This window comes from Empedobacter sp. R750 (genome assembly GCF_030324345.1).
Lineage (GTDB): Bacteria > Bacteroidota > Bacteroidia > Flavobacteriales > Weeksellaceae > Empedobacter > Empedobacter falsenii_C.
In genome coordinates, this window is sequence record NZ_JACAGF010000014.1 from 44,565 (window position 1) to 71,422 (window position 26,858).

Below are 26,858 nucleotides of genomic sequence, written 5' to 3' on the forward strand. Positions count from 1 at the left end.
GTGCCTAAAATCGTATCAAAAAAATAAATTTGTTTATTAAAATAACACACTCTATATTTGGTACACTAAAAGCAGTAAAAAGAATATGATAGCAAAATATATCCGTGTTAGTACGACAGACCAAAATACAGGACGACAAGAGACAACCTCAACAGATGTTAAACAGTACGTCGACAAAATAAGTGGAGCAGTTAAATTTGCAGAAAGACCACAAGCAAGCAAACTAATCAAAGACATTGAACAAGGCAAAATAGATGAGGTAATAATACACAACATTGACCGCATAGGACGCAATCAATTGGATATCCTAACAACAATCGAATATCTTAAGGCCAAAAGAATACAATTAACAGTCGAATCGTTAGGATTACAGATGTTTACCCCAACAATGAAAGTAAGTGCCGCATTTAGCTTAATTACAAGTATTATGGCCACAATGGCAGAAATGGAGCGAGAGCAAATACGTGAAAGACAATTAGAGGGAATCGAAATAGCCAAAGCAAAGGGCGTATATAAGGGCAGAACTATCGGAACAACTGAAACAACCGAACAACTACTAAACAAACATAACGACATAGTTAAGTGTTTAACCTCAAAGATGAGCATAAGAGAAACCTCAGCAATCACAAAGAAATCTAAATCAACGGTGCAGAAAATATCACAATTATTAAGGGCTTAATTAGCCCTTATTTTTTTAAATAAATAGTTAATTGATTAAGGCTTAATTAGTTTGTAATTTTCAATTAACTTACTTGAAATCAGCATCTTAATTTAAGTATTTCTTTTTTAATTTCCAATTTTTTACTTAAAAAATACAACTATACATTTGCAGTGGTTATGTTGTTTAAGGGACGTCGAGTGCTTAACATGCATTTTGATATTTACTTAAAAAATTTAAATTATGGCCATAAAGGCAAACAAAAACAACTATAGACTAACAGATATACTTTACAGTGCTGATGTATGCAGTAAGCTTAGAATCGCACCAAAAACACTTCAACGTTGGGAAAAGAAAGGACTTCCATTTACTCGAAGCCAACACACCAATTTGAAAATGTATTTAGAAAGCGAAATAATCGAATGGTTGTCACAGAAAAAATAAAGGGGCTTAATAGCCCCTTATTTGTATCTGTAAAATTCAGAATTTATATCCTTAGTCGCTTCATAAAACTCAATAGCCCTATCTATTTCGGAACGTTTATCATAAACCGAAAAAGCTGTGCCGTCGTTCATTGCCTTATGAGTCATCGCTTGAACCTTAAATCTATCTACTTGCAAATTTAAAAGATTTGTTATGAAGCTTGCTCGCAAGTCATGAGAACTGACAACGTCAGAAAGTAATTTATCTACTTTGACAACACCATCTCCATAGGTATGGTAATTCATTGTTACTTTTTTTTCTAATTCCATTTCTCTAAATAAAGCACGAATTTGATAATTAACCATATTTGCTGTTGATAACCTAGGGAACTCTCCCAATCGTTCATACACTTCTATTGCTGGCTTCATAAGTGGGCTTAACAACTCTATACCTGTTTTTTTAGCTTTATTCTTTATTATAAAAAAAGAGCTTCCATTATTTGTTGTAATTAATTGCGGTATCTGTTCATATAATTTTTTCACACCTTGAAACCTCATCCCTGTAGTAGATGCTAACATTATATAATCTTTGCCTTTAACAGCACTTTTTGATTTTGGTTGATAATTGTAAATATTATTTAAAAATTCGTTTGAGAAATAATAATCCTTAGATGATGGTTGCATATTAATTACTAGTCTTTCATCACTCAAATTTAGTATTTTATGTAGTTGATAGCCACGTTTAGACGCTTGTTCAAGAAAAAACCTAAATCGAGATGCTATAACACTTATAGTATTATTTGACTTACAAACTTTATTATGCACTCTACAATTAATTGTTCGGTTATTTCCTTTTAGTTCTTCAACAGAAAATTGAGCTGTTGTATCAATAAAATCATTATAAATATCATAGCTTATATCGCTTATATTTAATACCCTCTCTTTATATTTTTCATAATTTTTTATGTGATAAATAATACTCAAATAATTGCGAATAGTATCATCACTAATTTTCATCATATTTTTTTTTCGTAAATTTTTAACATTATTAATGTAATCCTCAATAAAATCAATAAATCTGTCTGATGTAACTTTAATTTCTTTTACTTCACGTCCTAAATACTCTAACAATTTTACTTTAAATTCTTCTCTGGTTGGCTTAATATCTATTAAATTAAAAAATAAATCTACTTGATTTACAGTTAACTCAAACTTATCTATAACTGATTTAACAATAAGATTTGATGGTTTTTTTGATTTATTCAACCTATCTCTATTAAATTTATAGTTATCTATTTCTTCGCCAAAATCTTGCGGTAAAATAGATTTTCCGATTGAAATCTTTAAACGTTCTTTAGAGCCAATAAATACCCCCGTGATGTAAGCAAAGATTGGTTGAGGTTTCGAAATATCTTTTCTTTTAAGTTGATAATTAATCATAGTATTTACATTATATTTGTTAAATTAAAATTCAAAACTACACCCAATAAATAGGGTGAGAACTAGGGTGATATTAAATGTCATAAACAGTCCAAAACTGTCTTAAAAAGGATTATCCTTGACCTAGTTTCAATTATTTAACTAACATTAATAAAGTTACAACTAACTAAATTTGAATATTATAAGCTTGATTTATGTAAGTTTAACCAGAAATTAATCAAACCGCATGCAAACAAAAATTTTATTAATTTACACAGGAGGAACAATTGGAATGGCGAAAGATTATGGAGATCAATCCTTGAAACCTTTCAATTTTGATAATTTGTTGAAACAAATTCCAGAGTTGGGACTTTTAGATTGTTCTTTCGATTATCATAGTTTCGATACACCGATAGATTCGTCTGATATGAAACCAAAATATTGGATAGAAATTGCCGAAACCATTCAACAAAACTACGAAAATTACGATGGTTTTGTCGTTTTACACGGAACAGATACAATGGCGTATACGGCTTCTGCAATGAGTTTTATGATTGATAATCTTGAAAAACCTGTCATTTTCACTGGTTCGCAATTACCAATTGGAGATTTGCGTACAGATGCAAAAGAAAATTTAATTACTTCGATTCAATTGGCTTCATTACGCAAAAATGATAAACCAATTATCAAAGAAGTTTGCGTGTATTTTGAATATAAATTGTTCCGTGCGAATAGAACAACTAAGATTAATGCAGAAAACTTTGATGCTTTCGAATCGCCGAATTATCCAGTGATTGGAGTTTCTGGTGTTCATTTGGAAGTGAAAGAAGATTTGTTGTTAAAAAATGTTGTGACAGATAAACTTTCTATCAACAAAGATCTAAATGCTGATGTTGGTGTTTTGAAGATTTTTCCTGGAATGAATCGTTCTTTTATCGAAAGTGTTTTGAACGCTCCAAATATGAAAGCTTTTATTATTGAAGCTTTCGGAACAGGAAATATTTTTACTGATGATTGGTTTATCGAATTGTTGGAAGAAGTAACGAATAAAGGAGTTCATCTTATTATCAACACGCAATGTGCGGGTGGAATGGTAGAACTTGGACGTTATGCAACAAGTGATGCGTTACTAAATATGGGAGCAATTTCGAGTTATGATTTGACAATGGAAGCTGCAATTACAAAAGCTATTTATTTATTAGGTCAAAATCTTTCGAAAGAAGAATTTAAAACACAATACGAAACAAACTTAAAAGGTGAACTTCGCCATCATTTTTACAATGACTAATTGTAAATTCATATAAAACGAAAAAATCTCTACTTGGTAGAGATTTTTTCGTTTTAATATTTTTCATCTTCAAAAGGTTGACGAACTGAATCTAAGAATATTCTCTCCGAAGCTCCAAACTCTTGAAAATTTTTTCTCGCTTGCTCTAAACATACTTTATTTGCACCATCTTCATACAAAGGATCATCAAATTGAATTCCATCATCTTCCCAAAAACATACTTCACATAATTGAAAAGTATTAATTGGTTTCTCTGAATATGTAAAACATTCACAACATGGACATTGATATTTTCCTTCTTTATTTGTCATCATAAACTAAGATAGCATTTATTTTTTTCCCGACATCGAAGCGCCATCAGATTCTCTTAATTTGAAAAAGATGTAAGTTGATAAAATTGTCATCACACCCATCGTCAAAAATGAATAACGGAAAGCTTGCACTTCTACTCCATTTACAAATCCTGCTTGTCTAAAAACGCCTAAAATTAATGCGGCTACAGAAATTCCAAAAGTTAACGATAATTGTTGTGTAACCGACAATAAACTATTTCCTTCGCTGGATGTATTTTCGTCCAAATCAGCTAAAGACAAGGTATTCATTGCTGTAAATTGTATCGAACTAAAAAATCCATTCAAAACCATTAACGGAATGATATAATAAATTGGTGATTCGGATTGTAGAAAATAAAATAGACAAATGATTAATCCTAAAATAATTGTATTAGAAATCAACGTATTTCGATAACCAAATTTATTCACAATTGGTACAACAAAAGATTTTGCTATAATATTACTTGCTGCGGACGGAATCATAATCAATCCCGCTACAGTAGCCGAATATCCGTAACCAACTTGCAACAAAAGCGGAATAAGAAAAGGCATTCCTCCAATTCCTAATCGTGTAATAAGATTTCCTATAATACCAATTCGCAAAGTTCTGATGTTAAACAAATTCAAATCGATTAAAGGATGTTGTTTATGTTTTGCATGATAAATATACAACCCAATCAAAAAGGCAGAAACCAATGTCAATGCAATGACGGTTTGCAAGCCAATCACACGAGAAGATGTCAATTCCATAATCAATGTTAACACCGTAACTCCTCCACTAAAAAGAATCAAGCCTCTGATGTCAAATTTAAAAACTGGATGTTTAAAATCAGGAATCGCAAAAGTCGTCATCCAAAGTGCTACTATTCCAAAAGGAATATTCACAATAAAAATCCAATGCCACGATAAAGTTTCAACCAAAATACCTCCAATTGTTGGTCCAAGAAGTGGACCTATTAATCCTGGAATGGTGATAAAATTTATCACTTTTAATAATTCACTTTTTGGATAAGCATACAAAATTGCTAAACGCACAACGGGAACCATCATCGATCCTCCAATCGCTTGTATGACGCGTGAAATCACTAAAAAAGGCAAAGTTGTCGCAAACGCACAAAGTGTGGATCCAAGTGTAAAAATCAATATCGCTGATTGAAAAACTTTTTTCGTTCCATATTTATCCGAAAGCCAACCACTCAGAGGAATTAATAAAGCTATTGTTAATGTATACGCAACGATAATCGACTGAATTTCCAAAGGCGATTTTCCTAATTCTTTTGCGATTGTAGGTAAAGAAGTATTTAAAATTGTAGCGTCCAAAGCTTGCATAAAAATTGCCATCGCACCAAGCCATGGCAAAAACTTCAACATTTTTGGACTTAAAATATGATCTGAATTCATTGAAATTCCTACAGCAAATTCTATTCCTATTTTAACATTTCGAAAAATCATTGAAAAAGATTAAATTTGAACTATGTTTCTCAACGCGCATACACATCATTTAGCTCATCAAACAGATGTTTTGGAATTGTATAATCAGTTTCCAAATGAGTTGAATAATGAAGCAAAATTATTTTCGGTTGGGATTCATCCAGCTTACATCAATACCTCATCAATAGAGGAAGAAATCGAAATTATCAATCAAACTATTTCGAATAAAAACTGTTTGGCGATTGGGGAAATTGGATTGGATAAATTGTGCGAAACAGATTTTGAATTACAAATCAATGTTTTTGAAAAACAATTAGAAATTGCAACCCAACATCAACTTCCAGTCATTATACATTCGGTTCGCGCTTATCAAGAAATTTTACACATTCGAAAACAAATGAAATTGACGATTCCGTTTATTTTTCATGGTTTCAATAAGAATGAGCAATTACTCAATCAAATTATTGCGCAAAATTGTTTTGCATCTTTTGGTAAAAATCTTCTATCAAACAAAAACTTACAAATTATATTTGCAAATCTTTCTGCAAATCAATTCTTTTTGGAAAATGATGCAAGCGAAATTTCTATTGAAGAAATTTATACTTTTGCAGCAGATTTGAGAAAAATTACAATCGAGGAATTACAACTTCAACAAGCAGAAAATTGGAAAACAGTTTTCGGTTACGAAGTTCAATCATAATAAAATACATTTCAATGGCAGTTTGGCAAGAAAGAGCTGAATTATTATTCAAAGAAGAAGGTTTAGAAATCCTAAAAAATTCGAACATTTTAGTTGTTGGTTTAGGTGGAGTTGGCTCTTTTGCCGCAGAATTTATTGCACGCGCAGGAGTTGGAAAAATGACTATTGTTGATGGCGATACTGTTGACATTACAAATATTAACCGACAATTGCCCGCTTTGCATTCGACAGTTGGACAACACAAAGTAGATGTGGTAGGTGATCGTTTGATGGATATAAATCCTGAATTAGAATTAACACGTATTAACGAATTTTTGAGTCCAGAACGTACACACGAAATCGTAACAACTGATTTTGATTATGTGTTAGATTGCATCGATTCTGTAACACCGAAAATTAATTTGATTTTAGCTGCAAAACGCAAAAAAATTAAAGTAATCAGCAATATGGGCGCTGGTGGAAAATATTTGGCAAGCAAAGTACAAGTGCGTGACATTAGCAAAACAGATGTTTGTCCGTTGGCAAAAAATGTTAGAAAACGATTAAAAAAAGAAGGAATTAATAAAGGTGTAAAAGCTGTTTTTTCGACAGAAGTTCCTGATGAATCTTCGGTTAAATTAACTGACGGAAAAAATTATAAAAAATCGTTTTACGGAACTAATTCGTGGATGCCTGGTTTATTCGGGTTGCATGCGGCAGAAACAGTGATTCGACATTTATTAAAAAAAGATAAATAATTAAGTACTTTCTTAAAGATTTAATTAATTTAGTTGCGAATTAACAAAGAGACGAAAAAAATGAAAATCAATTACGATTATATCACATACGAGGATGTTTTGAGAGCGCGTCAATTTATGTACGAGCAAGCGTTGGAACAGAATGCGACTAATTCGTTGTTGAATACTGCGAGAGATTTATTTGGAAACAGCAATTTCGAGATGTGTATCAAAATTTGTGAAGGTTTATTGGATGCAAAAGACCCAAAACAATTGTACGATGCAAAGAAATTAATTGCGTTATCATATTATAGTTTACAAGATTTTGAGAATGCGGATAATGCATTTTTCGATATCGCTCAAAACTCTGATAATTCGGACGATTGGTTTAACGTTGTGATTTCTGCAGCTTTAAATAAAAATATCGAACGTAGTAAAGAATCTTTTGGAATTGCATTAGAAAAATACACGAAATTTGGTCATCAACGTAATATGCCTTCAGTACAATTGATGTTGCATTACATGATTACGTTAGAAACTGTAAAAGAATACGTTTTAGCCTTGGAACAATGTAGAATGTTGGTACAAGTTTATGCTAAATTGAAAAAAACAGACGAAAAATTCTTAAGTTCTCGTGGTTTAGAACAAATCGAAAACTTTTTAGAAACTGCAAAACCAGTTTTGAAAAAAGCGAAAAAGAAAGAATTAACTGAAATCAAAAAAGAATTGGTTGAAGCCTTAGACGCAAACGGTGTAGAAAAAGTAGAAGCTTTTTTTGCTGAGTTTTAAGCCAACTATTTTTACAAGAAATAAAAAAATCCACTTCTGTTGAAGTGGATTTTTTGTTTAGATAAATATTGTAAATTAGAGGAAACACTAATTTGAATGAAATACTTTTTTACTTTCATATTCTTATTCTCAACTTTTACATTTGGTTGTAGTTGTGGAGAATTTCCATCTGTTAAAAATTCATTTGATGAATTTGATGAAATTATAATAGGAAAAGTCATTAAAATTGATACAACTCTTTATGATTATTCTTCAAATCCTGTTTTTGCTTATACATTTGAAATCGAGAAAAATTTCAAAAAAAATATAGATATTACAAATAAAAAACAAAAATATTATACAACTATTTACACACCTGCCTCATCAATGTTTGGAGGTTGTGGAAGTAACTTCGAATTAAATGAAACCTATTTAATTTATGGATTTATCACAGATTTTAGCATCTATACAAATATTTGTACAAGAACTTCTGATTTAAAATTTGTTGAACAATCTGAATTAGAAGAATTAGAAAAACTTAGTAAAGAATATCTGAAAAAAAACACTCTTAATATTCCGCCTCCTCCAAATTCAAGTAAAGAGAATTTAATCCAAAAAGAGTTTGAATTGTATAAATTATCAGCCGAAAAAAGAAATAAATATTATTGGATAGGTTTAAGTCTTTTAGGATTTTTATTGACTATTAGTTTATTCTTCAATTTTAGAAAAAGAAAATAAATTTAGATTCCTCCTTTGTCGGAATGACATAGACTCAATTGTCATTCTGAACGAAGCAATAGCGAGGTGAAGAATCTTCTAGAGATTTCTTAACAAAATCAAAAAGACAAAAAAGCTATTTTCTTAATCTATATTTAATCAAATATTTCTTCGTGGTTATTTCAAAATAAATAATCTTTTTATAGATTTATCATCACTAAGAATTAACACATGAGTCACGGAAAACTAAGAGAAGATCATAATTGCCAAAATTGTGGACATTACGTAGAAGAACATTATTGCACACATTGCGGACAAGAAAATGTAGAAACACGTCAACCGTTTCACTTTTTATTTACACACTTTATCGAAGATTTTATTCATTACGATGGAAGTTTTTGGCAAACGATCAAAAAACTATTTTTGAAACCAGGAGTTTTAACCAAAGAATATTTAAGTGGTAAAAGAAATAGTTCTGTTAATCCGGTGAAGATGTACATTTTTGTCAGTTTTGTAACGTTTTTTATTATCTCAATTTTTCCTTCTCATAAAACTGAATATAATGACACTTCCAATGAGCCTATATCAATAGAAAATACTGAAAAAATTCAAAAGGCAGTTAATGCAACAATAGACACTTTACAAAACAAAGGATTCGCTACTGTTGAACAAGGTGCAAAAATAAAATCTGAATTTGAAAAGAATAAAAACATAAATTCTTTAGAAGAAGTAAATGATGAATCTATTGAAAACTTGCAATCTGAAGTAAAAAATAACGTTCCAATATTATCTCCCTTTATTGAAAAATACCAAGAGTTAAGAAAAAGAAAGGTTTCTGATGAACAATTAGGAGAAGCTATTGTTGAGAAATCTTTGCATGTCATTCCGAAAGTTTTGTTTGTATACATGCCTTTGTTTGCTTTCTTCTTATGGATTTTTTACAACAAAAAGAAATGGTGGTATTTTGATCACGGAATTTTTACACTGCATTATTTTACGGTAATTCTTTTATCTATTTTAGTTTATTTTCTTTTGAATAAACTTTCAGATTATATTGATAGTAATGCTGTATCAGCCATAATAGCTTTAATTAATACATTGATTGTTTTATATCTTATTGTTTACTTTTTCCTTGCGCTGAAAAAACTCTATAACCAAGGATTTATCATTACAACAATTAAAGGTGTTATACTTTTAGGAATTAATACGTTTATTTTCTCAATAATTGTTATTGGAATTATTTTGTATTCATTTCTTCATGCTTGATAAAGATGCCTCGACACTTCAGAATGACAAATTCAAAAACAACAATATAAAAAAGCCTCGCATTTGCGAGGCTTTCTAATTTCTAATATCTAGATTCTAATTTCTATTTATTACGGTATTCGTTCCAAGTTTTGATTTTTAAATCATCCATCGATAATTTTGTAAATGCATTGATGAAAGCCGAAGCTAAACGTGCATTTGTAACCAACGGAATATTGAAATCTACTGCTGTACGACGAATTTGATAATCGTTGTCTAATTCCGCTTTTGTTAAGTTTTTCGGAATGTTGATCACCATATCAATTTTCTTGTCATGTAAATAAGACATTACATTTGGCTCTTTTTTATCAGAAGGCCAGTAAACAAGCGTAGAATACACATCATTTTCTGTAAAGAATTTGTGCGTTCCTTCTGTTGCATAAATTTTGTAACCTTTTGCGATTAATTGTTTCGCTGGTTCTAATAAAGCAACTTTAGAAGCAATTGGTCCACCAGAAATTAAAACTGTTTTCTCAGGAATTTCATATCCAACAGATAGCATTGATTTTAATAAAGCTTCTTCCGCTGTATCACCGATACATCCAACTTCTCCTGTCGAAGACATGTCTACTGATAAAACTGGATCTGCTCCTGCTAAACGTGTAAATGAGAACTGAGAAGCTTTCACTCCTACATAATCTAAATCGTAAACGACTTCTGAATGTCCTTTTTCTACTTCTAATCCTAATAAAACTTTTGTTGCTTTTTCGATTAAATTATTTCCTGCAACTTTCGATACGAATGGAAACGAACGAGAAGCACGAATATTAGTTTCGATAACACGAACTGTATTATTTTTTGATAAAAACTGAATGTTCATTGGTCCAGAAATTTCGAAACGTTTTGCAATTTTCGCTGCAACTTTACGCATTTGACGAATTGTTTCGATGTACACTTTTTGTGGTGGATAATACATTGTTGCATCTCCTGAGTGAACTCCCGCAAATTCTACGTGTTCAGAAACTGCGTAATCTACAATTTCTCCATTTTGACAAACTGCATCCAACTCAATTTCTTTTGCGCCTTGTACGAATTCTGAAACAACAACTGGATAATCAGGAGAAACTTCTTTTGCTAATTTCAAGAAAGCATCTAACTCATGCGTATTTGAAACTACATTCATCGCAGCTCCAGATAAAACATAAGAAGGACGAATCAATACTGGGAAATTAACTTCTTCCACAAATTTGTGAATCGCTTCTAAAGAAGAAAGCTCTTTCCAACGTGGTTGATCGATTCCTAATTCATCTAATATTTCTGAGAATTTGTGACGATTTTCTGCATCATCAATTCTTAAAGGAGAAGTTCCTAAAATATTGATTGATTGATCGTACAATTTCATCGCTAAGTTATTTGGAATTTGACCTCCTGTCGAAATAATTGTTCCTTCAGGTTGTTCAAAATCTAAAATATCCATTACACGTTCAAAAGATAATTCTTCGAAGTATAAACGATCTGACTCATCATAATCTGTTGAAACCGTTTCTGGATTATAGTTGATGATAATTGTTTTATAACCATTTTTAGACGCTGTGTGCGCTGCATTTACAGAACACCAGTCGAACTCTACAGACGAACCGATACGGTAAACTCCAGATCCTAAAATACAAACTGCTTTTTCTGTTTCTGGTGTCAAATCATTTTCAGTTCCGTGGTAGGTTACATATAAATAATTTGTTTGTGCAGGGAATTCTGCTGCTAACGTATCAATTTGTTTTACAACAGGTTTAATTCCGAAGTTTTTACGTAATTCACGAACCGTTAATTCGTTTCTGTGTATGTTTTGATCTCCTTTTACTAAAACTGCAATTTGTTGATCCGAGAATCCTAATAATTTTGCACGTTTTACTAAATCAGCTTCAACTTGTTCAAATCTTTCTAATGCTTCAAATTCTTTTGATACATTAAAAATTCTTTCTAAACGTTGTAGAAACCATAAATCGATTTTCGTTAAATCATGAATTTTTTCAATCGAATATCCTGCTTTAAAAGCTTCTGTAATCGCATATAAACGCTCATCATTTGGTTCAGCTAACCATGTATCCAACGATTCTCCTTCTGGAATTTTGAATCCATTTGCTACGAAACCTCTGTGTCCGATGTCTAACATACGAACTCCTTTCTGAATTGCTTCCTCAAAAGAACGTCCAACTGCCATTACTTCTCCAACAGATTTCATTGCAGAACCGATGTTACGACGAACTCCGTAGAATTTATTTAAATCCCAACGAGGCAATTTCACTACACAGTAATCTAACGCTGGCTCGAACATCGCAGATGTCGTTTGCGTTACACTATTTTTCAACTCATCCAAAGAATAACCTAAAGCCAATTTAGCAGCCACAAAAGCCAAAGGATAACCTGTTGCTTTTGACGCCAAAGCTGACGAGCGAGATAAACGAGCGTTCACCTCAATTACACGATATTCCTCAGAAACTGTATCGAAAGCATACTGAATATTACACTCTCCAACTACGCCAAGGTGACGAATTGTACGAATTGCAACTTCACGTAATTTGTGATATTCTGAATTTGATAAAGTTTGAGAAGGCGCAATAACGATTGACTCTCCCGTATGAACTCCAATTGGATCGAAGTTCTCCATGTTACAAACTGTGATACAGTTATCGTAAGAGTCACGAACTACTTCGTACTCGATCTCTTTCCAACCTTTTAATGATTCTTCCACCAAAACTTGAGAAGAATAATTGAATGCTTTTTCAACTAAATCTAATAATTCTTCTTCGTTATTTGCGAAACCAGAACCTAAACCTCCTAAAGCGTATGCTGCACGGATGATTAATGGAAAACCAATTCGTTTACCAGCTTCCATTGCATCAGCAACAGTTTCTACCGCTTCTGAACGAGCTGTTAAAACTCCAATTTGATTTAATTTTTCGATAAAAATATCACGGTCTTCCGTTGCTTCGATTACAGGAATTTGAGTTCCTAAAACTTCAACACCATATTTCTCGAAAATATTTTCTTTGTTCAACTCAACCGCACAGTTTAAGGCAGTTTGTCCACCAAAGGCAACTAAAACTCCGTCTGGTTTTTCTTTTTGAATTACTTTTTCTACAAAGTAAGGTGTTACAGGTAAGAAATAAACTTCGTCTGCAATACCTTCAGAAGTTTGAACAGTTGCAATATTTGGATTAATTAAAACTGTTTTAATTCCTTCTTCTTTTAACGCTTTTAACGCTTGCGAACCAGAGTAATCAAACTCACCAGCTTGACCAATTTTTAATGCTCCTGATCCTAATACTAATACTTTTTTAATATCTTTTTTTAACATCGTGATTCTGATTATGCGTTTGCGTTTTTATATTTTTTTACTTCTTCGATGAATTCATCAAATAAATATTCTGTATCAACTGGTCCTCCCATTGCTTCTGGGTGGAATTGAACTGTAAAGATTGGTTTTGATTCGTGACGAATTCCTTCACACGTACCATCATTTAAGTTCGTAAAGAATGTTTTGAATCCTTCTGGTAATTTTGAATCATCTACTGCGAAACCGTGGTTTTGAGATGTAATAAAACATCTTTTTGTTCCAACTAATTGTACAGGTTGATTGTGCGAACGGTGTCCGTATTTTAATTTAAAAGTAGATGCACCAGCCGCTAAACTTACCAATTGATTTCCTAAACAAATTCCGAAAATTGGTTTATCTGCTTTCAAAGATTCTTTAATATTATTAATTGTAGGAATACATAAAGCAGGATCACCAGGTCCATTCGAGATAAATAATCCATCATATTCTAATGTTGAATAATCATAATCCCAAGGAACTCGAATTACCTCAACATCACGATTTACAAAACAACGGATGATATTATTTTTCACCCCACAATCAATCAAAACAATTTTGATATCAGCACCTTCGTTGTAACGAATTACTTCTTTACAAGAAACTTGATCTACTAAATTATCTTCGTTTGGATCGTAATATGCAACATCTGTATCAGCAACAATTTTTCCTAAAGTAGAACCTTGTTCACGTAATTTTTTTGTAATCATACGTGTGTCAACGCCATAAATACCAGGGATATTTTGACTTTCTAACCAAGCTCCTAATTTTTGAATAGCGTTCCAATGCGAATAATCATCAGCATAATAAGAAACAACCAATCCAGTTACTTGAATTTGGTTCGATTCCATCCAAGCTTCAATTTCATTAATCATTGCTTTATCATCAGGAACACCGTAGTTACCGATCATTGGAGCTGTCATCACCATAATCTGCCCTTTGTAAGAAGGGTCAGTCAAACTTTCATTATATCCAACCAAAGCTGTGTTGAATACTACTTCTCCTGCGGCAGAAGTATACGCACCGAAAGATTTTCCTTCGATTTCTAATCCGTCTTGGAATACTAATTTTACTGTCTTATCCATTGATGATAATGTTAATTTCAGTTTCTAAAGCTGATATGAATTTATCTATGTATTGTTTTGTTACTGTTAAAGGTGGCAATAAACGAATAACGTTTGTACCAGCGTAGCCTACAAAAATATTGTGTTTTGTAACTAAGTTGTTTTTTAATTCGCCGATTGGGAAATCAAACTCGATACCAATCATTGATCCTCGACCACGAACTTCTTTAATTTTTGGAAATTTATTTAATTGGATTCCAACATATTCTCCAATTTCTTTTGCATTTTCGATTAAGCTTTCTTGCTCAATCACATCTAAAACGGCCACTGCAGCAGCACAAGCTAAATGATTTCCTCCGAAAGTAGTTCCTAATAATCCGTAAGAAGCTTTAAATTCTGGAGAGATTAAAACTCCACCGATTGGAAATCCGTTCCCCATTCCTTTTGCCATTGTTATCAAATCTGCTTTGATCCCTGAATGTTGATGCGCAAAGAATTTTCCAGAGCGTCCATAACCACATTGAATTTCATCTGCGATTAAAACCACTCCGTTTTCTGTGCAAACTTTTCTTAATTCTTGTATAAATTCGTCAGAAGGTAAAATAATTCCTCCAACTCCTTGAATTGGTTCGTAAATTACTGCAGCAACATCTCCTCCAGCGATTACTTCTTTCACTTCATCAATATTGTATTCTACGAAAGATACTTTGTGATGAGCATTGAAAGGCGCAACAATTTTTGGATTATCTGTTAAAGCTACCGTTCCAGAAGTACGTCCGTGAAACGCATCTTTGAACGCAATTACACGATCTTTTCCTGTATGAAAAGACGCTAATTTCACAGCATTTTCGTTAGCTTCAGCTCCAGAATTGATTAAGAATAAAGTATAATCTTCGTAACCTGATGCTTTACCTAATTTCTCTGCCAATTCTTGCTGAATCGGAATATTAACTGAGTTTGAATAAAACCCGATATTATTAATTTGTTCTGTTAATTTCTCAACATAATATGGATGAGAGTGACCGATAGAAATCACTGCGTGACCTCCATAAAGGTCTAAATATTCTTTTCCGTTCTCGTCCCAAAGAATACAATCTTTAGCTTTAACCGGAGTTACATTCATTAATGGATATACGTCGAATAGTTTCATTTTTGTTTAAGTTTTACGTTTAACGGTTTACGCTAAACGATTATTAATTGTTTTAATAAAAGCTAATAACATCGCTTTTATTTTTTCAACTTTATCTTCAAATTCTTTAAATATTTCTTCTGTTATCAATTTCAAATCTTTTGATAAAATCAATAAATAAAGCGTTTCATTTGTAGAACCTAAAGAGATATGGAGGAATGGTAAAAAATCTTTGTCCGAATTTCTACCACAACCTTCTGCTATATTATTCGGGATAGATACACAAGCTCTTCTTAATTGAGAAGTTAAATTAAACATCTCAGATTTAGGAAATTCAGAAGTTATTTCATAAACTTTCAGAGTAAGTTGATGAGATTCATTCCAAACTTTTATGTTCCTAAAATCTTGCATATCGTTTACCGTTAAGCTTTTGGCCTTAAACGTCCTAAAACGCAATTGTTTTAAGATTAAGTCCTAAGTTTTCTTCCCAACCAAACATCAAGTTCATGTTTTCTACTGCTTGTCCAGAAGCTCCTTTTGTGAGATTATCGATGATAGAAGTGATTAACAATACATCATCTTGCTTCTGTACGTGTAAAAAACATTTGTTTGTATTTACAACTTGTTTCAGTGCAATTGGAGCATCAGAAACATGTGTAAAAGGTTCGTTTTTGTAATATTCGTTGAAGATATTTTTTGCTTCTTCTTCTGATAAATCAGATTTTAAATAAACACCTGCTAAAATTCCGCGCGCAAAATCTCCTCGCATTGGTAAGAAATATACTTTGTTATTGAAATCTTTTTCTAATTGATTCAATGTTTGGTAAATTTCTCCTTCATGTTGATGCGTAAATTCTTTGTAGAAAGAAACGTTATTATTTCGCCAACTAAAGTGCGTAGAAGCAGATAAACTTTGTCCGGCACCTGTAGAACCCGTTACAGCATTGATGTGAATATCATTTTTGATTTCATTCTTCGCTGCCAATGGTAACAATGCTAATTGAATAGCTGTTGCAAAACAACCTGGATTTGCAATATTTTGAGCTGTTTTGATTGCTTCGCGGTCTAATTCTGGTAAACCGTAAACAAACGTTCTATCTTCGAAAATGTGGTTCGCATTTAATCGAAAATCGTTGCTCAAATCAATAATTTTTGTGTTGGCTGAGTATTTATTGTTTTGTAAAAACTCTGCCGATTTTCCGTGACCAAGGCATAAAAAAACGACATCAGCATTTTCGTCTATTTTATCCGAAAATACGATGTCAGTTTCTCCAAACAAATCGTCGTGCACTTTGGTAACGGGGTTGCCTGCATTTGATGTACTGTACACAGACGAAATATTAACCATCGGATGATGTATCAATATTCTTAGCAATTCGCCTGCTGTGTAGCCAGCACCTCCTACAATGCTTACGTTAATTTTGTTTGTCATTTGTTATGTTTTGCGCGTGTTTTTTAAGGTAAAATACCTCTACTATATTTCTAAAATAAAGTGGACTCGTTGGAATCCACTTTAAAGAATCAATTAATCGAAACTATGAACAATCTTTAATTGATTACCGAATATTTTGATGAAACCTCTTGCATCTCTACTGTCCCAAGCTTCGTTTTCTTCTCCATAAGTAGCGACTTTTGATTGCATCATATCATAAGGCGATTCGATTCCAATCATTGAGAAATGATAAGGATTTAATTGTACTTTCACTTTTCCTGTTACATGATTTTGAGAAGATTCTAAGAATGCTTCGATATCACGCATTACTGGATCCAAGTATTGTGCTTCGTGCAATAAAGTTCCGTACCAATTTGATAACGAATCTTTGTGCAACAATTGCCATCTTGTAAGTGTATGTTTTTCTAATAAGTGGTGTGCTTTGATTAATAAATAAGCTGCTGGCGCTTCGAAACCTACACGTCCTTTGATACCTAAAATTGTATCTCCTACGTGGATATCGCGACCAATTGCATATTCACCACCGATTTCGTTTAATTTTTGAATTAAAGCTACTGGCGATAATTTTTCTCCATCTAAACCTACTGGAATACCTTTCTCAAATTCAATTTCTATAACAGATGGTTCTGTTCTTGATAATTGTGTTGGATAAGCTTCTTCTGGCAATGCTTGGTTAGATGTTAATGTTTCAACTCCTCCAACAGATGTTCCCCAAATTCCTCTGTTAATAGAGTATTTAGCTTTTTCCCAACTATAGTTTACACCATTTGCTTGTAAATATTCAACCTCTTGTTGACGAGATAATTTTTCGTCGCGAATTGGTGTGATGATTTTAGATTGTGGTGAAATAACTGCAAAAGCAACATCAAAACGAATTTGATCGTTTCCTGCTCCTGTAGATCCGTGTACAATGTATTCTGCATCTACATCTTTTGCATACTGAGCAATTGCAATTGATTGAAACATACGTTCTGCACTTACTGATAATGGATAAGTGTTATTTTTCAAGATGTTTCCGTAGATTAAGTAGCGAACACAATCGTTGTAATATTTGTCTGTAATATCAATTGTAACGTGTTTAGAAGATCCTAATTCGTAGGCACGTGCTTCGATATCTTTTAACTCTTCTGCAGAAAATCCACCAGTATTTACAATTACTGTATGCACTTCCATTCCTTGATCTTTTGTTAAGTTAACCAAACAGTACGATGTATCTAAACCTCCACTGTAAGCTAAAACTGCTTTGTTGCTCATTGTTTGTTTATTTGTTTATATTGGGAATAATTCTTCTTAATTCATTGGTAACCTCTTCTCGGCTACTCTCTTCTTTCATTACGATTAATACTGTATCGTCTCCAGCTATTGTTCCAATTATAGTATTGAAATGTGTGTTGTCAATCTCAAAAGCAATTCTGTTTGCATAACCTGGTTTTGTTTTGATAACTCCCAAATTTTTAGAGAAAATCAAACTTGCATTTTCGTTATGTGTAACAGTTGCCGTTGGCGCAACACTTTCTGTAAGGCGATAAATGTATTGTCCCGAACTATTAGGAACTTTTGAAACTTTCAATTCGCGCAAATCTCTCGATAAAGTTGCTTGAGTAACGGAGATATCTAAATCGATTAATTTTTTTAATAATTCGTCTTGATTACTTATTTCTTGATCTGTTATTAAATCTTTTATAATCTGGAATCTGTATTTTTTATTACTCATTTTGAATATTTATTCGAAATTTTATGCAAATATACTCATTTTAGACAAAAAAAAACCTTAGTTCGTATATTTATTCATCTTCTTTTTTTGATTGATTTGCCAATGCGCGCTTAGCGTACTCGTCATCAAGGTTATCATAAACCAATCCTGTACAAATACAACGCTCGCGATCATTTTCCATCAAGATGTGATAGTTTTTACAACTTTTACATCCATTCCAAAATTCATCCGATTGTGTTAATTCCGAAAATGTTACTGGCTTGTATCCTAATTTTGTGTTCATACGCATTACAGCTAAAGAAGTTGTAATACTAAAGATTTTTGATTTCGGGAATTTTGTACGTGACAATTCAAAAACAGCATGTTTTATTTCGCGTCCAATTCCTGAACTCCTTAAATCTGTACGAACAATTAAACCTGAGTTTACGACGAATTTTTCTTCTTCGTACGTTTCTATGTAGCTAAACCCTGCTATTTGATCATCATCATCAAAAGCAATCACAGCATTTCCATTACGCATTTTGCGTTCAAGATAAACTGGATTTCGTTTAGCAATACCCGTTTTTCTCATACGAGCTGATTCTTCGTACCATTCGCACAACAATTCTGTGTACTTGGCATCATCTGCATTTGCTATTCTAACATACATAATTTAAGGGAAAGTCGATTAATAAAGAGGAATTGAGAAAAGATGACCTTTTGTCATCACACTTAAGTAAAATATGAGAAGCAAAAGGTGCGCTTTCATTGCGAAAGCTACTCTCATAATTGAGAAGAACAATTTCAGTAATTTCTTCCATTAATCAACAAGATATTCAGTTATTATACTGAGATGCAAAGTTAAATATTATATTTTTGTATCACCAAAAAAAAGCAAACAAAATTTACATATTTATTAAAATGTTGAAAATTATTAAAATAGGAGGCGGAATTATCGATAACGAGCAAGACTTAGAGCAATTCCTACAAACGTTTTCCGAAATTAAAGAACCAAAAATTTTGGTTCATGGTGGAGGAAAAGGTGCTTCGAAGATGTTAAATCAATTGGGAATCGAGCCTAAAATGATCGAAGGTCGTCGCATCACAGACAAACCAACATTGGATGTTGTGACAGGATTATATGCCGGAAATTTGAACAAATCTATCGTTTCTAAATTGCAAGAATTTGGATGCAATGCATTAGGTTTATCGGGTGCAGATGGTAATGCAATCAAAGGTTCTAAGCGTCCTGTAAAAACTATTGATTATGGTTTTGTTGGAGATTTGAATGATAAAAGCGTCAACAAAGAATTATTTCAATTATTAATTGACAACAATATTACGCCTGTTGTTTGTGCAATTACACATGACGGAAATGGACAATTGTTGAACACAAATGCAGATACTATTGCCTCTACAATTGCGGTTGCAATGTCACAAGAAAATGAAGTAGAGTTAAATTTCTGTTTTGATAAAATTGGTGTACTTCGTGATGTAAATGATGACACAACATTGATCCCAAAAATTAACGAAACTTTATATTTGCAGTTAAAAGAAGAAGGTGTAATTTTCGAAGGAATGATTCCGAAATTAGACAATTCATTCAAAGTAATCAATGCGGGTGTAAAAAATGTATGTTTGGTACACGCGCGAAACATTAACTCAGAGATTAAAACAATTTTATGTTAGAATTAGCTGTTCTCAAAAAGAAAGCTGTCGATTTGTTGTGTCAATTAATCGAAACTCAATCTTTTTCGAGTGAAGAAGATAAAACGGCCGATATTATTTTCAAGTTTTTAACTGATCATGGTGCAACGGCTCATCGTCAGAATAACAATGTTTGGAGTATTCATCCAAATTTTGATGAGAACAAAAAAACAATTTTATTAAACTCTCATCACGACACGGTAAAATTTGGTTCTTCTTGGACGTATGATCCATTGAAAGCAACGATAGAAGGCGATAAATTAGTAGGTTTGGGAAGTAACGATGCAGGAGCTTCTGCGGTAAGTTTATTGGCAACTTATATCAATTTCTTGAATGATGATTTACCATTTAATCTGATTGTCGCAATTACGGCTGAAGAAGAAAGTTCAGGCCAATTGAATGTTGCAAGTATTTTACCGAATCTACCAAAAATTGATTTGGGAATTGTAGGAGAACCTACGCAAATGGACATGGCAATTGCAGAACGTGGTTTGGTTGTGATGGACGTAAATGTAAAAGGAAAAACTGGACATGCTGCAAGAAATGAAGGTGTAAATGCTATTTACGAAGCAATTGATGTGATGAATTGGTTCAAAACTTATCAATTCGAAAGAGTTTCTGATATGTTAGGACCAGTAAAAATGACGGTTACACAAATTGAAGCAGGAAAACAACACAATGTAGTTCCTGATGAATGTCGTTTGGTTGTAGATTGTCGTGTAAACGAATTATATTCAAATCAAGAAGTTGTTGATATTATTTCAAGTTGTTTGCCAAAAGCAGAAGTTAAAGCACGTTCATTGCGTTTAAATTCTTCACGTATTTCAGAAAATCATCCAATTGTACAAAAAGGAATCGAATTAGGTTGTACAACTTATGGTTCACCAACGATGTCAGATCAAGCAATGATGAATTTCGAAACGGTAAAAATGGGACCTGGAGATTCTGCTCGTTCTCATACTCCTGACGAATATATTTATTTATCAGAAATAGAACACGGAATTGAGCGATACACAAGTTTATTAAAAGGCTTTACGTTTTAAATTAATAATAAACTCTTATAATCAAAAAAGCATCTTCATTCAATTGAAGATGCTTTTTAATTTTATGAAATCTTATAAAATTAAACCTGCGCGGATTTTATTAAAACATAAAGATGTGTTCTAAAAATTAAACACAAAAAAAGAGGCTAATTAATTTTAGCCTCTTTTTTATATATGAAATTAAGTCTTACTCAATTTGCATTTTAACTGGAATGTTGAAATTCAACTTCGCAGCACGACCATCTTCTGTTTGAGCAGGTTTGATCGTTTTCCCTCTTTTTTGTTGACGTTGTGTAATACGCTCTAAAGCTTTTTTAGCTTCAGGACCTAACTTAGCATCACCCATTGGAGAAATTCCAACGATTCTACCATCAGTGTCAATTTGGAAAGAAAGTTTAGCAGCTACTACACCAGATAAACCTTGACCAGCAGCGTCATTCGCAAAATCTTGCAACTCGTCTTGTAAATCTTGTGATAACTTTTTAGATAAACAGTCTGTTGCAGCTTGTTTACCTTTTGCAGCATCTTTCTCACATCCAGGATATACTGCCATTACAGCCGCTGTACGAGCAGTTACTGTAGAAGGAGCAGCAGGTTTTTCACCTTTATCCTCTGTTTTAGGAGTTTGAACTGTATTTTTAGGAGCTTCTGGGTTTAAATTAACCGGTCCACCACCATCTTGTCCTTTAGATTCTTTTCCTTCTCTATTTTCTAAACCTAAATCTTTGTTCACTGTTTCCTTAACATCAGGAATAGTTTCTTCTTTTTTAGGTTGAGCTTTAGGTTCTGGAATAACCATTTTTACCTGAGCTGTCTCTTCTTGATAATGATTCTCTTGTTGTTCTGGCTCTGGTTCTGGTTCTACCACTTCTTCCTCTTTTGGAGGTTCAGGGATATTTAAATCTTCAAGTTGTACGTCTACGACTACATCTTCTGTCTTTTTGCTACTAAACATTCCTGTTGCAGATGCAATAAGACCAAAAGCTAAAATCGCTATTACTATAAATCCACGAATGAAAGCTTTCAATAATGTACTTTTCTCAGACATTCTCATGTCATAAGCTCCGTACGCTTTATTTCTACCTTCAAATACTATCTCGTCTAAGGATTTTAGTTTGTTGTTATTTTCTGACATTTTAATTCTTTTAAATTTAACAATTAAACTAATTATTTACCTACTTTCTCGTCGTACACTTTTTGTTCAAAAGGTGCAACTGGTACGATACCGTATTTTGTAGATTTCGTAATCTCCATTTCATCTAAGATAGTTACTAAATTATCATACGTAGCATCATCCATTGGTTTGATAATTACTGTAAACTTATCTTTATCTAAAGCTCTACTTTGTGCAGTTGTAATAACTTCACGAATTTTAGAGTAATCAGTCTCATTTAAATTACTAGTATTTAAACTTGCCTCTTCTTGTTGGTGCCAAAACAATTTATTATCCTTTGTAATAAGAATTGTTAAAGAGTTTTGTAACTTAATTTCAACGTCCGGTTTAGGAGCTTCCTTCGGAATCTTCGGAGGCATATTCAAGTTCATTACGTTTGGTTTGATCGATGTCGCTGCAAACATAAAGAAAGTAATTAATAAGAAACCTAAATCAACCAAAGGAGCCATATCGACTTTCGTCGAATTCTTTTTGGAACGGACTTTCTTTCCGCCACCGTCATCGTGACTTTCTATTTGTGCCATTTTCTAATTTCTTAATAATTATTCTTGAGATGTAATTAACTGGAACTTATTCATGTTCTTTTCTTGCAATTGTTGAATCAAAGTTTTGAATTTTTTGTATTCAGATTTTTGATCACCTTTAATTGCTAAGAAAATATCTGGGTTCACTTCTTTTGCTTCAAATACCCAATCAATTAATTCTTGATTTTTGTTAGGTATCGTATCTAATGGAATACCTGGATGATATGATTGTTGTTTATCAGCAGACTGATTCAAATAATTTCTCATTTCATTCATTGGTACACCAAACTCTACTATGCTTTTGAATGCATTCTTTTCAGCATCTGTAAACTTTACTCCGTACTTATCACCCATTCTTTCTAATGTAGGAATACGATCTTTTTCTTCTAATCCGAATAAGAACTTACCTTCTCCATCAATTTTAATGATCATCATGTTTTCAGCAGCCATTTTTTGGTTCGAAACAGATGTTGGTGTTACGACAGGAACAACTTCAGGTTCTCTAAAGTTAGATGTCAAAATAAAGAAAGTTAACAAAAGCCAAGCCATGTCAGACATAGCTGTTAAGTCCATCGAAGGACCTCTTCTTTTTGGTTTTACTCTTGCCATTTTCTCTGTATTATTAATTAATATTCTAAATTGTTTGTTGTTTGATTTTGTCCTTATACTATCCTTCTAAGGCTTCGTCAATTGAATATTAATTGTGAGCAGAGAAAGATTGTTGGATACTCATTCCTACTTCATCAATTTTGAATGTTAAATCATCAATTTTAGAAGTTAAGAAAGCATACATAATAATAGCGAATGCAGAAGCACCAATACCCATACCTGTATTAATTAAGGCTTCGGCAATACCTACTGATAATTGAGCTGCATCTGGAGATCCTCCACCTTCACCTAATGCGAAGAATGCTTTAATCATCCCGATTACTGTACCCATTAAGGCAATTAACGTACCTACAGAAGCAATTGTAGAAATGATTGTCATGTTTTTCTCTAACGTTGGCATTTCTAATGTAGTCGCTTCTTCTAACGTTTTACCTAATTGAGCTAATTTTTGCTCTTTGTTTAACGTTGTGTCGTTTTCTAGAGCTTTGTAAGTTGTTAAACCTTCTTTAACTACGTTACCTACAGCTCCTTTTTGTTTGTCACATAATTCAATTGCTTTGTTAACCTCATTTTTGTTTAATAAAGCACGAATGTCATTTACAAACTTCTCAGCAGATCCTGTTCCTTTTGCTTTGTTTAAAGCGATAACACGGTCAATTGAGAAAACGATTACCATAAAGAAGAAAGACATTAAGAATGGAATAATCACCCCTCCTTTATGAATAATTCCTAAAAAGTTTAAAGGATTACCTTTTTCTACATCACCTCCTTCGAAATTACCTTCTGCTCCAAATACAAACTTGAAGATCCCCATTGCAATTGCAATTAAAATGATCATAGTAATCACAGGGTTAAGACCTCCCTTTTTAGTTTTAGCTGGTACTGTTACATTCTTTTCCATTTACTAATTCTTTTAAATATTATGATTTTTATTAATGTGGGTGTAAATTAAGTGAAAATTTTTTAATTCTTCTAAATTTTTTGCGTTGTTATCACGTTAAATTTCGATTTCACTCAAAATCAATGTTATTTTTTACTGAATTGATAACTAATTTTTCAACAAAACAGCAAAATTTCATAAAAACAACCTTTTAATTTTAAAGAATATGAATCTTTTCATTAACTAACCTATTCGCAAATTTATTCAATAATTATACATATTTATATTTTTTTTTAAGAATTAAATTATTATTTTGACTTTTGCACTTCAATAATTATAAATGCTATGAAAGTTTGTATTGCCGAAAAACCTAGTGTTGCTAAAGATATCGCCAAAGTAATTGGTGCGAATCAAAAGCACGATGGATACTATGAAGGAAATGGATTTCAGGTCACTTGGACTTTCGGACACTTGTGTACACTAAAAGAACCGCAAGATTATACACCCGAGTGGAAAAGCTGGGATCTTAATTATCTGCCAATGATTCCACAGAGTTTCGGAATTAAATTAATTGCAGATAAAGGTGTTTCGAAACAATTTCATATCATCGAAAAATTAGTCACGAATGATCAAGTCGACGAGATTATAAACTGTGGCGATGCTGGACAAGAAGGAGAATTGATACAACGTTGGGTTTTACTTAAAGCACGTGCAAAAGCACCAATGAAGCGTTTGTGGATTTCTTCGTTGACAGAAGAAGCTATTAAAGAAGGTTTTGATAATTTGAAAGATGGCGAAAAATATTTCAATCTTTTTTCTGCTGGGCAAGCACGTGCAATCGGCGATTGGTTATTAGGAATGAACGCTACACGATTGTTTACCAAAAAATTTGCGCCGCCAAAAACAGTTCTTTCTATTGGTCGTGTGCAAACACCTACTTTGGCAATGATTGTTCAGCGTCAAAAAGAAATAAATGCCTTTGTAGTTGATGAATATTGGGAATTAAAAACGATTTTCAAAGAAGTAGAATTTAATGCGACAATTCCTCGTTTAAAATCTGAAGAAAAAGCTAAACAAGGTTTAGATTTCATCAAAGATAGAGAATTTGAAATTATTGATTTCGAAGTAAAAGAGGGACGCGAAAAAAATCCTCGCCTATTCGATTTGACTTCTTTACAAGTAGAAGCGAATAAAAAATATGCGTTTTCGGCAGAAAATACCTTAAAATATATACAAAGTCTTTACGAGAAAAAATTTGTGACTTATCCTCGTGTTGATACAACATATTTATCGGAAGATATTTATCCAAAAGTTCCTGGAATTTTGAATAAATTAACCGCTTATCAAAATTTGATTGCTCCTTTGATGACGCAACCTATTCCGATGTCGAAAGCAGTTTTTGATAACACAAAAGTAACCGATCACCACGCTATTATTCCGACCGAAATCTTTCCACAAGGTTTATCGAACGAAGAAAAACGTATTTATGATTTGGTTGCGCGACGTTTTATTGCTGTTTTTTATCCAGAATGTAAAGTAGCGAACACAACTGTCGAAGGAAAAGTTGAAAATAATGGAAAAGATGGACAACTTTCTGCAATAAATTTTAAAGCTACGGGAAAACAGATTCTCGAAATGGGCTGGCGTGAAGTCTATGCAAAAGATAAAAAGGAAGACGAAAAAGATGAGGAAAAAATAATGCCGATTTTTGAAATTGGTGAAAAAGGTCCTCACGAACCATTTATTCACAAAGGAAAAACAACTCCACCAAAACATTATACAGAAGCAACTTTATTGCGCGGAATGGAAACTGCTGGACGACAAGTGGATGATGAAGAAATGCGCGAATTGATGAAAGAAAATGGAATTGGTCGACCTTCTACGCGTGCAAATATTATCGAAACCTTGTTTCGTAGAAAATACATCGAAAAGAAAAAACGTAATATAATTGCGACACAAACGGGTATTGATTTGATTGATACTATCCAAGATGAATTATTAAAATCTCCTGAATTGACTGGTGTTTGGGAACGAAAACTTCGTTTGATTGAAAAAGGTGAATACGAATTAGAACAATTCAAACAAGAATTGATTGAAATGGTTTCGAAATTGACATTTGATGTAAAAAATAGTTACTTCAGACCGATTGCTTCGCATCAAAATTCAGCTCAAATAGATGAAAAACCAAAGAAAGAGCGCAAACCAAAAGAAGAAATTAATCTGGAAGATGCAACTTGTCCAAAATGTAAAACACATAAATTAGTCAAAGGAAAAGCCGCTTATGGTTGTGCAAACTTTAAAGAATGTGGATTCAAAATTCCATTCGAGTTTATGGGTAAAAAATTAACCGATAAACAGATTTTAGATTTAGTAACCAAACAAAAAACTGGAAAAATGGCCGGCTTAATCAATCCTGAAAATGGAGAAAAAGTTACTGGTAAAGCTATTTTGGGAATGAATTTCGATTTAGAATTTGAGGAAATGTAAAAAAAGCGAGTTTCGAAATTCGAAACTCG

25 protein-coding genes are annotated in these 26,858 nt (G+C 32.6%); 10 read left to right on the top strand and 15 right to left on the bottom strand.

The annotated features are described in order from the left end of the window. Positions 1-85: 85 nt before the first annotated feature. On the top strand, positions 86-679 hold the full coding sequence (locus tag HXZ74_RS13495) for a recombinase family protein (RefSeq protein WP_114999115.1): 594 nt from the start codon (positions 86-88) through the stop codon (positions 677-679). Positions 680-1,119: 440 nt separating this feature from the next. On the opposite strand, the gene HXZ74_RS13500 is transcribed toward HXZ74_RS13495, so the two are convergent. After that, positions 1,120-2,520, bottom strand: a complete 1,401-nt coding sequence (locus HXZ74_RS13500) for a phage integrase SAM-like domain-containing protein (protein ID WP_286475824.1) — start codon at positions 2,518-2,520, stop codon at positions 1,120-1,122. Between the two features lie 226 nt (positions 2,521-2,746). Here HXZ74_RS13500 and HXZ74_RS13505 point away from each other — a divergent pair, with 226 nt between their 5' ends. Further along, positions 2,747-3,787, top strand: a complete 1,041-nt coding sequence (locus tag HXZ74_RS13505) for an asparaginase (protein WP_114999109.1) — start codon at positions 2,747-2,749, stop codon at positions 3,785-3,787. Positions 3,788-3,840: 53 nt separating this feature from the next. On the opposite strand, the gene HXZ74_RS13510 is transcribed toward HXZ74_RS13505, so the two are convergent. After that, positions 3,841-4,101 carry a CPCC family cysteine-rich protein gene (locus HXZ74_RS13510; RefSeq protein ID WP_260392410.1) on the bottom strand — a complete coding sequence of 87 codons (261 nt, stop codon included), beginning with the start codon at positions 4,099-4,101 and terminating at the stop codon, positions 3,841-3,843. 15 nt (positions 4,102-4,116) lie between these two features. After that, on the bottom strand, positions 4,117-5,520 hold the full coding sequence (locus HXZ74_RS13515; protein WP_286475853.1) for a DHA2 family efflux MFS transporter permease subunit: 1,404 nt from the start codon (positions 5,518-5,520) through the stop codon (positions 4,117-4,119). Between the two features lie 73 nt (positions 5,521-5,593). Here HXZ74_RS13515 and HXZ74_RS13520 point away from each other — a divergent pair, with 73 nt between their 5' ends. The 5 genes from HXZ74_RS13520 to HXZ74_RS13540 all read left to right on the top strand — a co-directional run bounded on the left by HXZ74_RS13520 (position 5,594) and on the right by HXZ74_RS13540 (position 9,717). Then, positions 5,594-6,250 carry a TatD family hydrolase gene (locus HXZ74_RS13520; protein WP_286475826.1) on the top strand — a complete coding sequence of 219 codons (657 nt, stop codon included), beginning with the start codon at positions 5,594-5,596 and terminating at the stop codon, positions 6,248-6,250. Positions 6,251-6,264: 14 nt separating this feature from the next. Beyond that, positions 6,265-6,987 carry a tRNA threonylcarbamoyladenosine dehydratase gene (locus tag HXZ74_RS13525; RefSeq protein ID WP_280063035.1) on the top strand — a complete coding sequence of 241 codons (723 nt, stop codon included), beginning with the start codon at positions 6,265-6,267 and terminating at the stop codon, positions 6,985-6,987. 60 nt (positions 6,988-7,047) lie between these two features. After that, on the top strand, positions 7,048-7,755 hold the full coding sequence (locus tag HXZ74_RS13530; RefSeq protein WP_125350289.1) for a hypothetical protein: 708 nt from the start codon (positions 7,048-7,050) through the stop codon (positions 7,753-7,755). Between the two features lie 96 nt (positions 7,756-7,851). Then, positions 7,852-8,472: a hypothetical protein gene (locus tag HXZ74_RS13535; RefSeq protein ID WP_280063036.1), complete on the top strand. Its 621-nt coding sequence runs from the start codon at positions 7,852-7,854 to the stop codon at positions 8,470-8,472. 210 nt (positions 8,473-8,682) lie between these two features. Continuing rightward, positions 8,683-9,717: a DUF3667 domain-containing protein gene (locus HXZ74_RS13540; protein ID WP_286475827.1), complete on the top strand. Its 1,035-nt coding sequence runs from the start codon at positions 8,683-8,685 to the stop codon at positions 9,715-9,717. Between the two features lie 103 nt (positions 9,718-9,820). Here HXZ74_RS13540 and carB read toward each other — a convergent pair whose 3' ends face one another. The 8 genes from carB to HXZ74_RS13580 all read right to left on the bottom strand — a co-directional run bounded on the left by carB (position 9,821) and on the right by HXZ74_RS13580 (position 19,075). Next, a complete protein-coding gene (gene carB, locus HXZ74_RS13545; RefSeq protein WP_286475829.1) occupies positions 9,821-13,051 on the bottom strand; it encodes a carbamoyl-phosphate synthase (glutamine-hydrolyzing) large subunit in 3,231 nt (1,076 codons plus the stop codon). 11 nt (positions 13,052-13,062) lie between these two features. Continuing rightward, the gene (gene carA, locus HXZ74_RS13550; protein WP_280050114.1) at positions 13,063-14,151 is read right to left on the bottom strand and encodes a glutamine-hydrolyzing carbamoyl-phosphate synthase small subunit; all 1,089 of its coding nucleotides are present in this window, start codon (positions 14,149-14,151) and stop codon (positions 13,063-13,065) included. Then, positions 14,144-15,280 carry an aspartate aminotransferase family protein gene (locus HXZ74_RS13555; protein ID WP_286475831.1) on the bottom strand — a complete coding sequence of 379 codons (1,137 nt, stop codon included), beginning with the start codon at positions 15,278-15,280 and terminating at the stop codon, positions 14,144-14,146. Before HXZ74_RS13555 ends, carA begins: the two co-directional genes overlap by 8 nt. A 27-nt stretch (positions 15,281-15,307) precedes the next feature. Further along, complete coding sequence (locus HXZ74_RS13560; RefSeq protein ID WP_286475833.1) at positions 15,308-15,670, bottom strand: four helix bundle protein; 363 nt, start codon at positions 15,668-15,670, stop codon at positions 15,308-15,310. Positions 15,671-15,704: 34 nt separating this feature from the next. Then, a complete protein-coding gene (gene argC, locus HXZ74_RS13565; RefSeq protein ID WP_286475835.1) occupies positions 15,705-16,691 on the bottom strand; it encodes an N-acetyl-gamma-glutamyl-phosphate reductase in 987 nt (328 codons plus the stop codon). 93 nt (positions 16,692-16,784) lie between these two features. Beyond that, a complete protein-coding gene (gene argG / locus HXZ74_RS13570) occupies positions 16,785-17,966 on the bottom strand; it encodes an argininosuccinate synthase (protein ID WP_125350294.1) in 1,182 nt (393 codons plus the stop codon). A 7-nt stretch (positions 17,967-17,973) separates the two neighbouring features. Next, a complete protein-coding gene (locus HXZ74_RS13575) occupies positions 17,974-18,426 on the bottom strand; it encodes an arginine repressor (protein ID WP_286475837.1) in 453 nt (150 codons plus the stop codon). 70 nt (positions 18,427-18,496) lie between these two features. After that, a complete protein-coding gene (locus HXZ74_RS13580; RefSeq protein WP_038336858.1) occupies positions 18,497-19,075 on the bottom strand; it encodes a GNAT family N-acetyltransferase in 579 nt (192 codons plus the stop codon). A gap of 251 nt (positions 19,076-19,326) precedes the next feature. On the opposite strand from HXZ74_RS13580, the gene argB reads away from it, so the two are divergent. Then, positions 19,327-20,094 carry an acetylglutamate kinase gene (gene argB, locus HXZ74_RS13585; protein WP_114999092.1) on the top strand — a complete coding sequence of 256 codons (768 nt, stop codon included), beginning with the start codon at positions 19,327-19,329 and terminating at the stop codon, positions 20,092-20,094. Then, positions 20,088-21,155 carry a M20 family metallo-hydrolase gene (locus HXZ74_RS13590; protein WP_114999090.1) on the top strand — a complete coding sequence of 356 codons (1,068 nt, stop codon included), beginning with the start codon at positions 20,088-20,090 and terminating at the stop codon, positions 21,153-21,155. The genes argB and HXZ74_RS13590 overlap by 7 nt, the downstream gene beginning before the upstream one ends. 187 nt (positions 21,156-21,342) lie before the next feature. On the opposite strand, the gene HXZ74_RS13595 is transcribed toward HXZ74_RS13590, so the two are convergent. The 4 genes from HXZ74_RS13595 to HXZ74_RS13610 all read right to left on the bottom strand — a co-directional run bounded on the left by HXZ74_RS13595 (position 21,343) and on the right by HXZ74_RS13610 (position 24,363). Beyond that, positions 21,343-22,290 carry a hypothetical protein gene (locus HXZ74_RS13595; protein ID WP_114999088.1) on the bottom strand — a complete coding sequence of 316 codons (948 nt, stop codon included), beginning with the start codon at positions 22,288-22,290 and terminating at the stop codon, positions 21,343-21,345. 32 nt (positions 22,291-22,322) lie between these two features. Further along, complete coding sequence (locus HXZ74_RS13600; protein WP_114999087.1) at positions 22,323-22,853, bottom strand: ExbD/TolR family protein; 531 nt, start codon at positions 22,851-22,853, stop codon at positions 22,323-22,325. Between the two features lie 18 nt (positions 22,854-22,871). After that, on the bottom strand, positions 22,872-23,462 hold the full coding sequence (locus tag HXZ74_RS13605) for a biopolymer transporter ExbD (protein WP_114999085.1): 591 nt from the start codon (positions 23,460-23,462) through the stop codon (positions 22,872-22,874). 88 nt (positions 23,463-23,550) lie between these two features. Beyond that, positions 23,551-24,363 carry a MotA/TolQ/ExbB proton channel family protein gene (locus HXZ74_RS13610; RefSeq protein ID WP_038336866.1) on the bottom strand — a complete coding sequence of 271 codons (813 nt, stop codon included), beginning with the start codon at positions 24,361-24,363 and terminating at the stop codon, positions 23,551-23,553. A 324-nt stretch (positions 24,364-24,687) separates the two neighbouring features. Here HXZ74_RS13610 and HXZ74_RS13615 point away from each other — a divergent pair, with 324 nt between their 5' ends. Beyond that, complete coding sequence (locus tag HXZ74_RS13615; protein WP_286475839.1) at positions 24,688-26,829, top strand: type IA DNA topoisomerase; 2,142 nt, start codon at positions 24,688-24,690, stop codon at positions 26,827-26,829. The last annotated feature ends 29 nt before the right edge of the window (positions 26,830-26,858 follow it).

Excerpts from the sequence above, each read along its gene's own strand:
- HXZ74_RS13495 (WP_114999115.1), top strand. The coding sequence starts at position 86 with ATGATAGCAAAATATATCCGTGTTAGTACGACAGACCAAAATACAGGA.
- HXZ74_RS13500 (WP_286475824.1), bottom strand. The coding sequence starts at position 2,520 with ATGATTAATTATCAACTTAAAAGAAAAGATATTTCGAAACCTCAACCA.
- HXZ74_RS13505 (WP_114999109.1), top strand. The coding sequence starts at position 2,747 with ATGCAAACAAAAATTTTATTAATTTACACAGGAGGAACAATTGGAATG.
- HXZ74_RS13510 (WP_260392410.1), bottom strand. The coding sequence starts at position 4,101 with ATGATGACAAATAAAGAAGGAAAATATCAATGTCCATGTTGTGAATGT.
- HXZ74_RS13515 (WP_286475853.1), bottom strand. The coding sequence starts at position 5,520 with ATGAATTCAGATCATATTTTAAGTCCAAAAATGTTGAAGTTTTTGCCA.
- HXZ74_RS13520 (WP_286475826.1), top strand. The coding sequence starts at position 5,594 with ATGTTTCTCAACGCGCATACACATCATTTAGCTCATCAAACAGATGTT.
- HXZ74_RS13525 (WP_280063035.1), top strand. The coding sequence starts at position 6,265 with ATGGCAGTTTGGCAAGAAAGAGCTGAATTATTATTCAAAGAAGAAGGT.
- HXZ74_RS13530 (WP_125350289.1), top strand. The coding sequence starts at position 7,048 with ATGAAAATCAATTACGATTATATCACATACGAGGATGTTTTGAGAGCG.
- HXZ74_RS13535 (WP_280063036.1), top strand. The coding sequence starts at position 7,852 with ATGAAATACTTTTTTACTTTCATATTCTTATTCTCAACTTTTACATTT.
- HXZ74_RS13540 (WP_286475827.1), top strand. The coding sequence starts at position 8,683 with ATGAGTCACGGAAAACTAAGAGAAGATCATAATTGCCAAAATTGTGGA.
- carB (WP_286475829.1), bottom strand. The coding sequence starts at position 13,051 with ATGTTAAAAAAAGATATTAAAAAAGTATTAGTATTAGGATCAGGAGCA.
- carA (WP_280050114.1), bottom strand. The coding sequence starts at position 14,151 with ATGGATAAGACAGTAAAATTAGTATTCCAAGACGGATTAGAAATCGAA.
- HXZ74_RS13555 (WP_286475831.1), bottom strand. The coding sequence starts at position 15,280 with ATGAAACTATTCGACGTATATCCATTAATGAATGTAACTCCGGTTAAA.
- HXZ74_RS13560 (WP_286475833.1), bottom strand. The coding sequence starts at position 15,670 with ATGCAAGATTTTAGGAACATAAAAGTTTGGAATGAATCTCATCAACTT.
- argC (WP_286475835.1), bottom strand. The coding sequence starts at position 16,691 with ATGACAAACAAAATTAACGTAAGCATTGTAGGAGGTGCTGGCTACACA.
- argG (WP_125350294.1), bottom strand. The coding sequence starts at position 17,966 with ATGAGCAACAAAGCAGTTTTAGCTTACAGTGGAGGTTTAGATACATCG.
- HXZ74_RS13575 (WP_286475837.1), bottom strand. The coding sequence starts at position 18,426 with ATGAGTAATAAAAAATACAGATTCCAGATTATAAAAGATTTAATAACA.
- HXZ74_RS13580 (WP_038336858.1), bottom strand. The coding sequence starts at position 19,075 with ATGTATGTTAGAATAGCAAATGCAGATGATGCCAAGTACACAGAATTG.
- argB (WP_114999092.1), top strand. The coding sequence starts at position 19,327 with ATGTTGAAAATTATTAAAATAGGAGGCGGAATTATCGATAACGAGCAA.
- HXZ74_RS13590 (WP_114999090.1), top strand. The coding sequence starts at position 20,088 with ATGTTAGAATTAGCTGTTCTCAAAAAGAAAGCTGTCGATTTGTTGTGT.
- HXZ74_RS13595 (WP_114999088.1), bottom strand. The coding sequence starts at position 22,290 with ATGTCAGAAAATAACAACAAACTAAAATCCTTAGACGAGATAGTATTT.
- HXZ74_RS13600 (WP_114999087.1), bottom strand. The coding sequence starts at position 22,853 with ATGGCACAAATAGAAAGTCACGATGACGGTGGCGGAAAGAAAGTCCGT.
- HXZ74_RS13605 (WP_114999085.1), bottom strand. The coding sequence starts at position 23,462 with ATGGCAAGAGTAAAACCAAAAAGAAGAGGTCCTTCGATGGACTTAACA.
- HXZ74_RS13610 (WP_038336866.1), bottom strand. The coding sequence starts at position 24,363 with ATGGAAAAGAATGTAACAGTACCAGCTAAAACTAAAAAGGGAGGTCTT.
- HXZ74_RS13615 (WP_286475839.1), top strand. The coding sequence starts at position 24,688 with ATGAAAGTTTGTATTGCCGAAAAACCTAGTGTTGCTAAAGATATCGCC.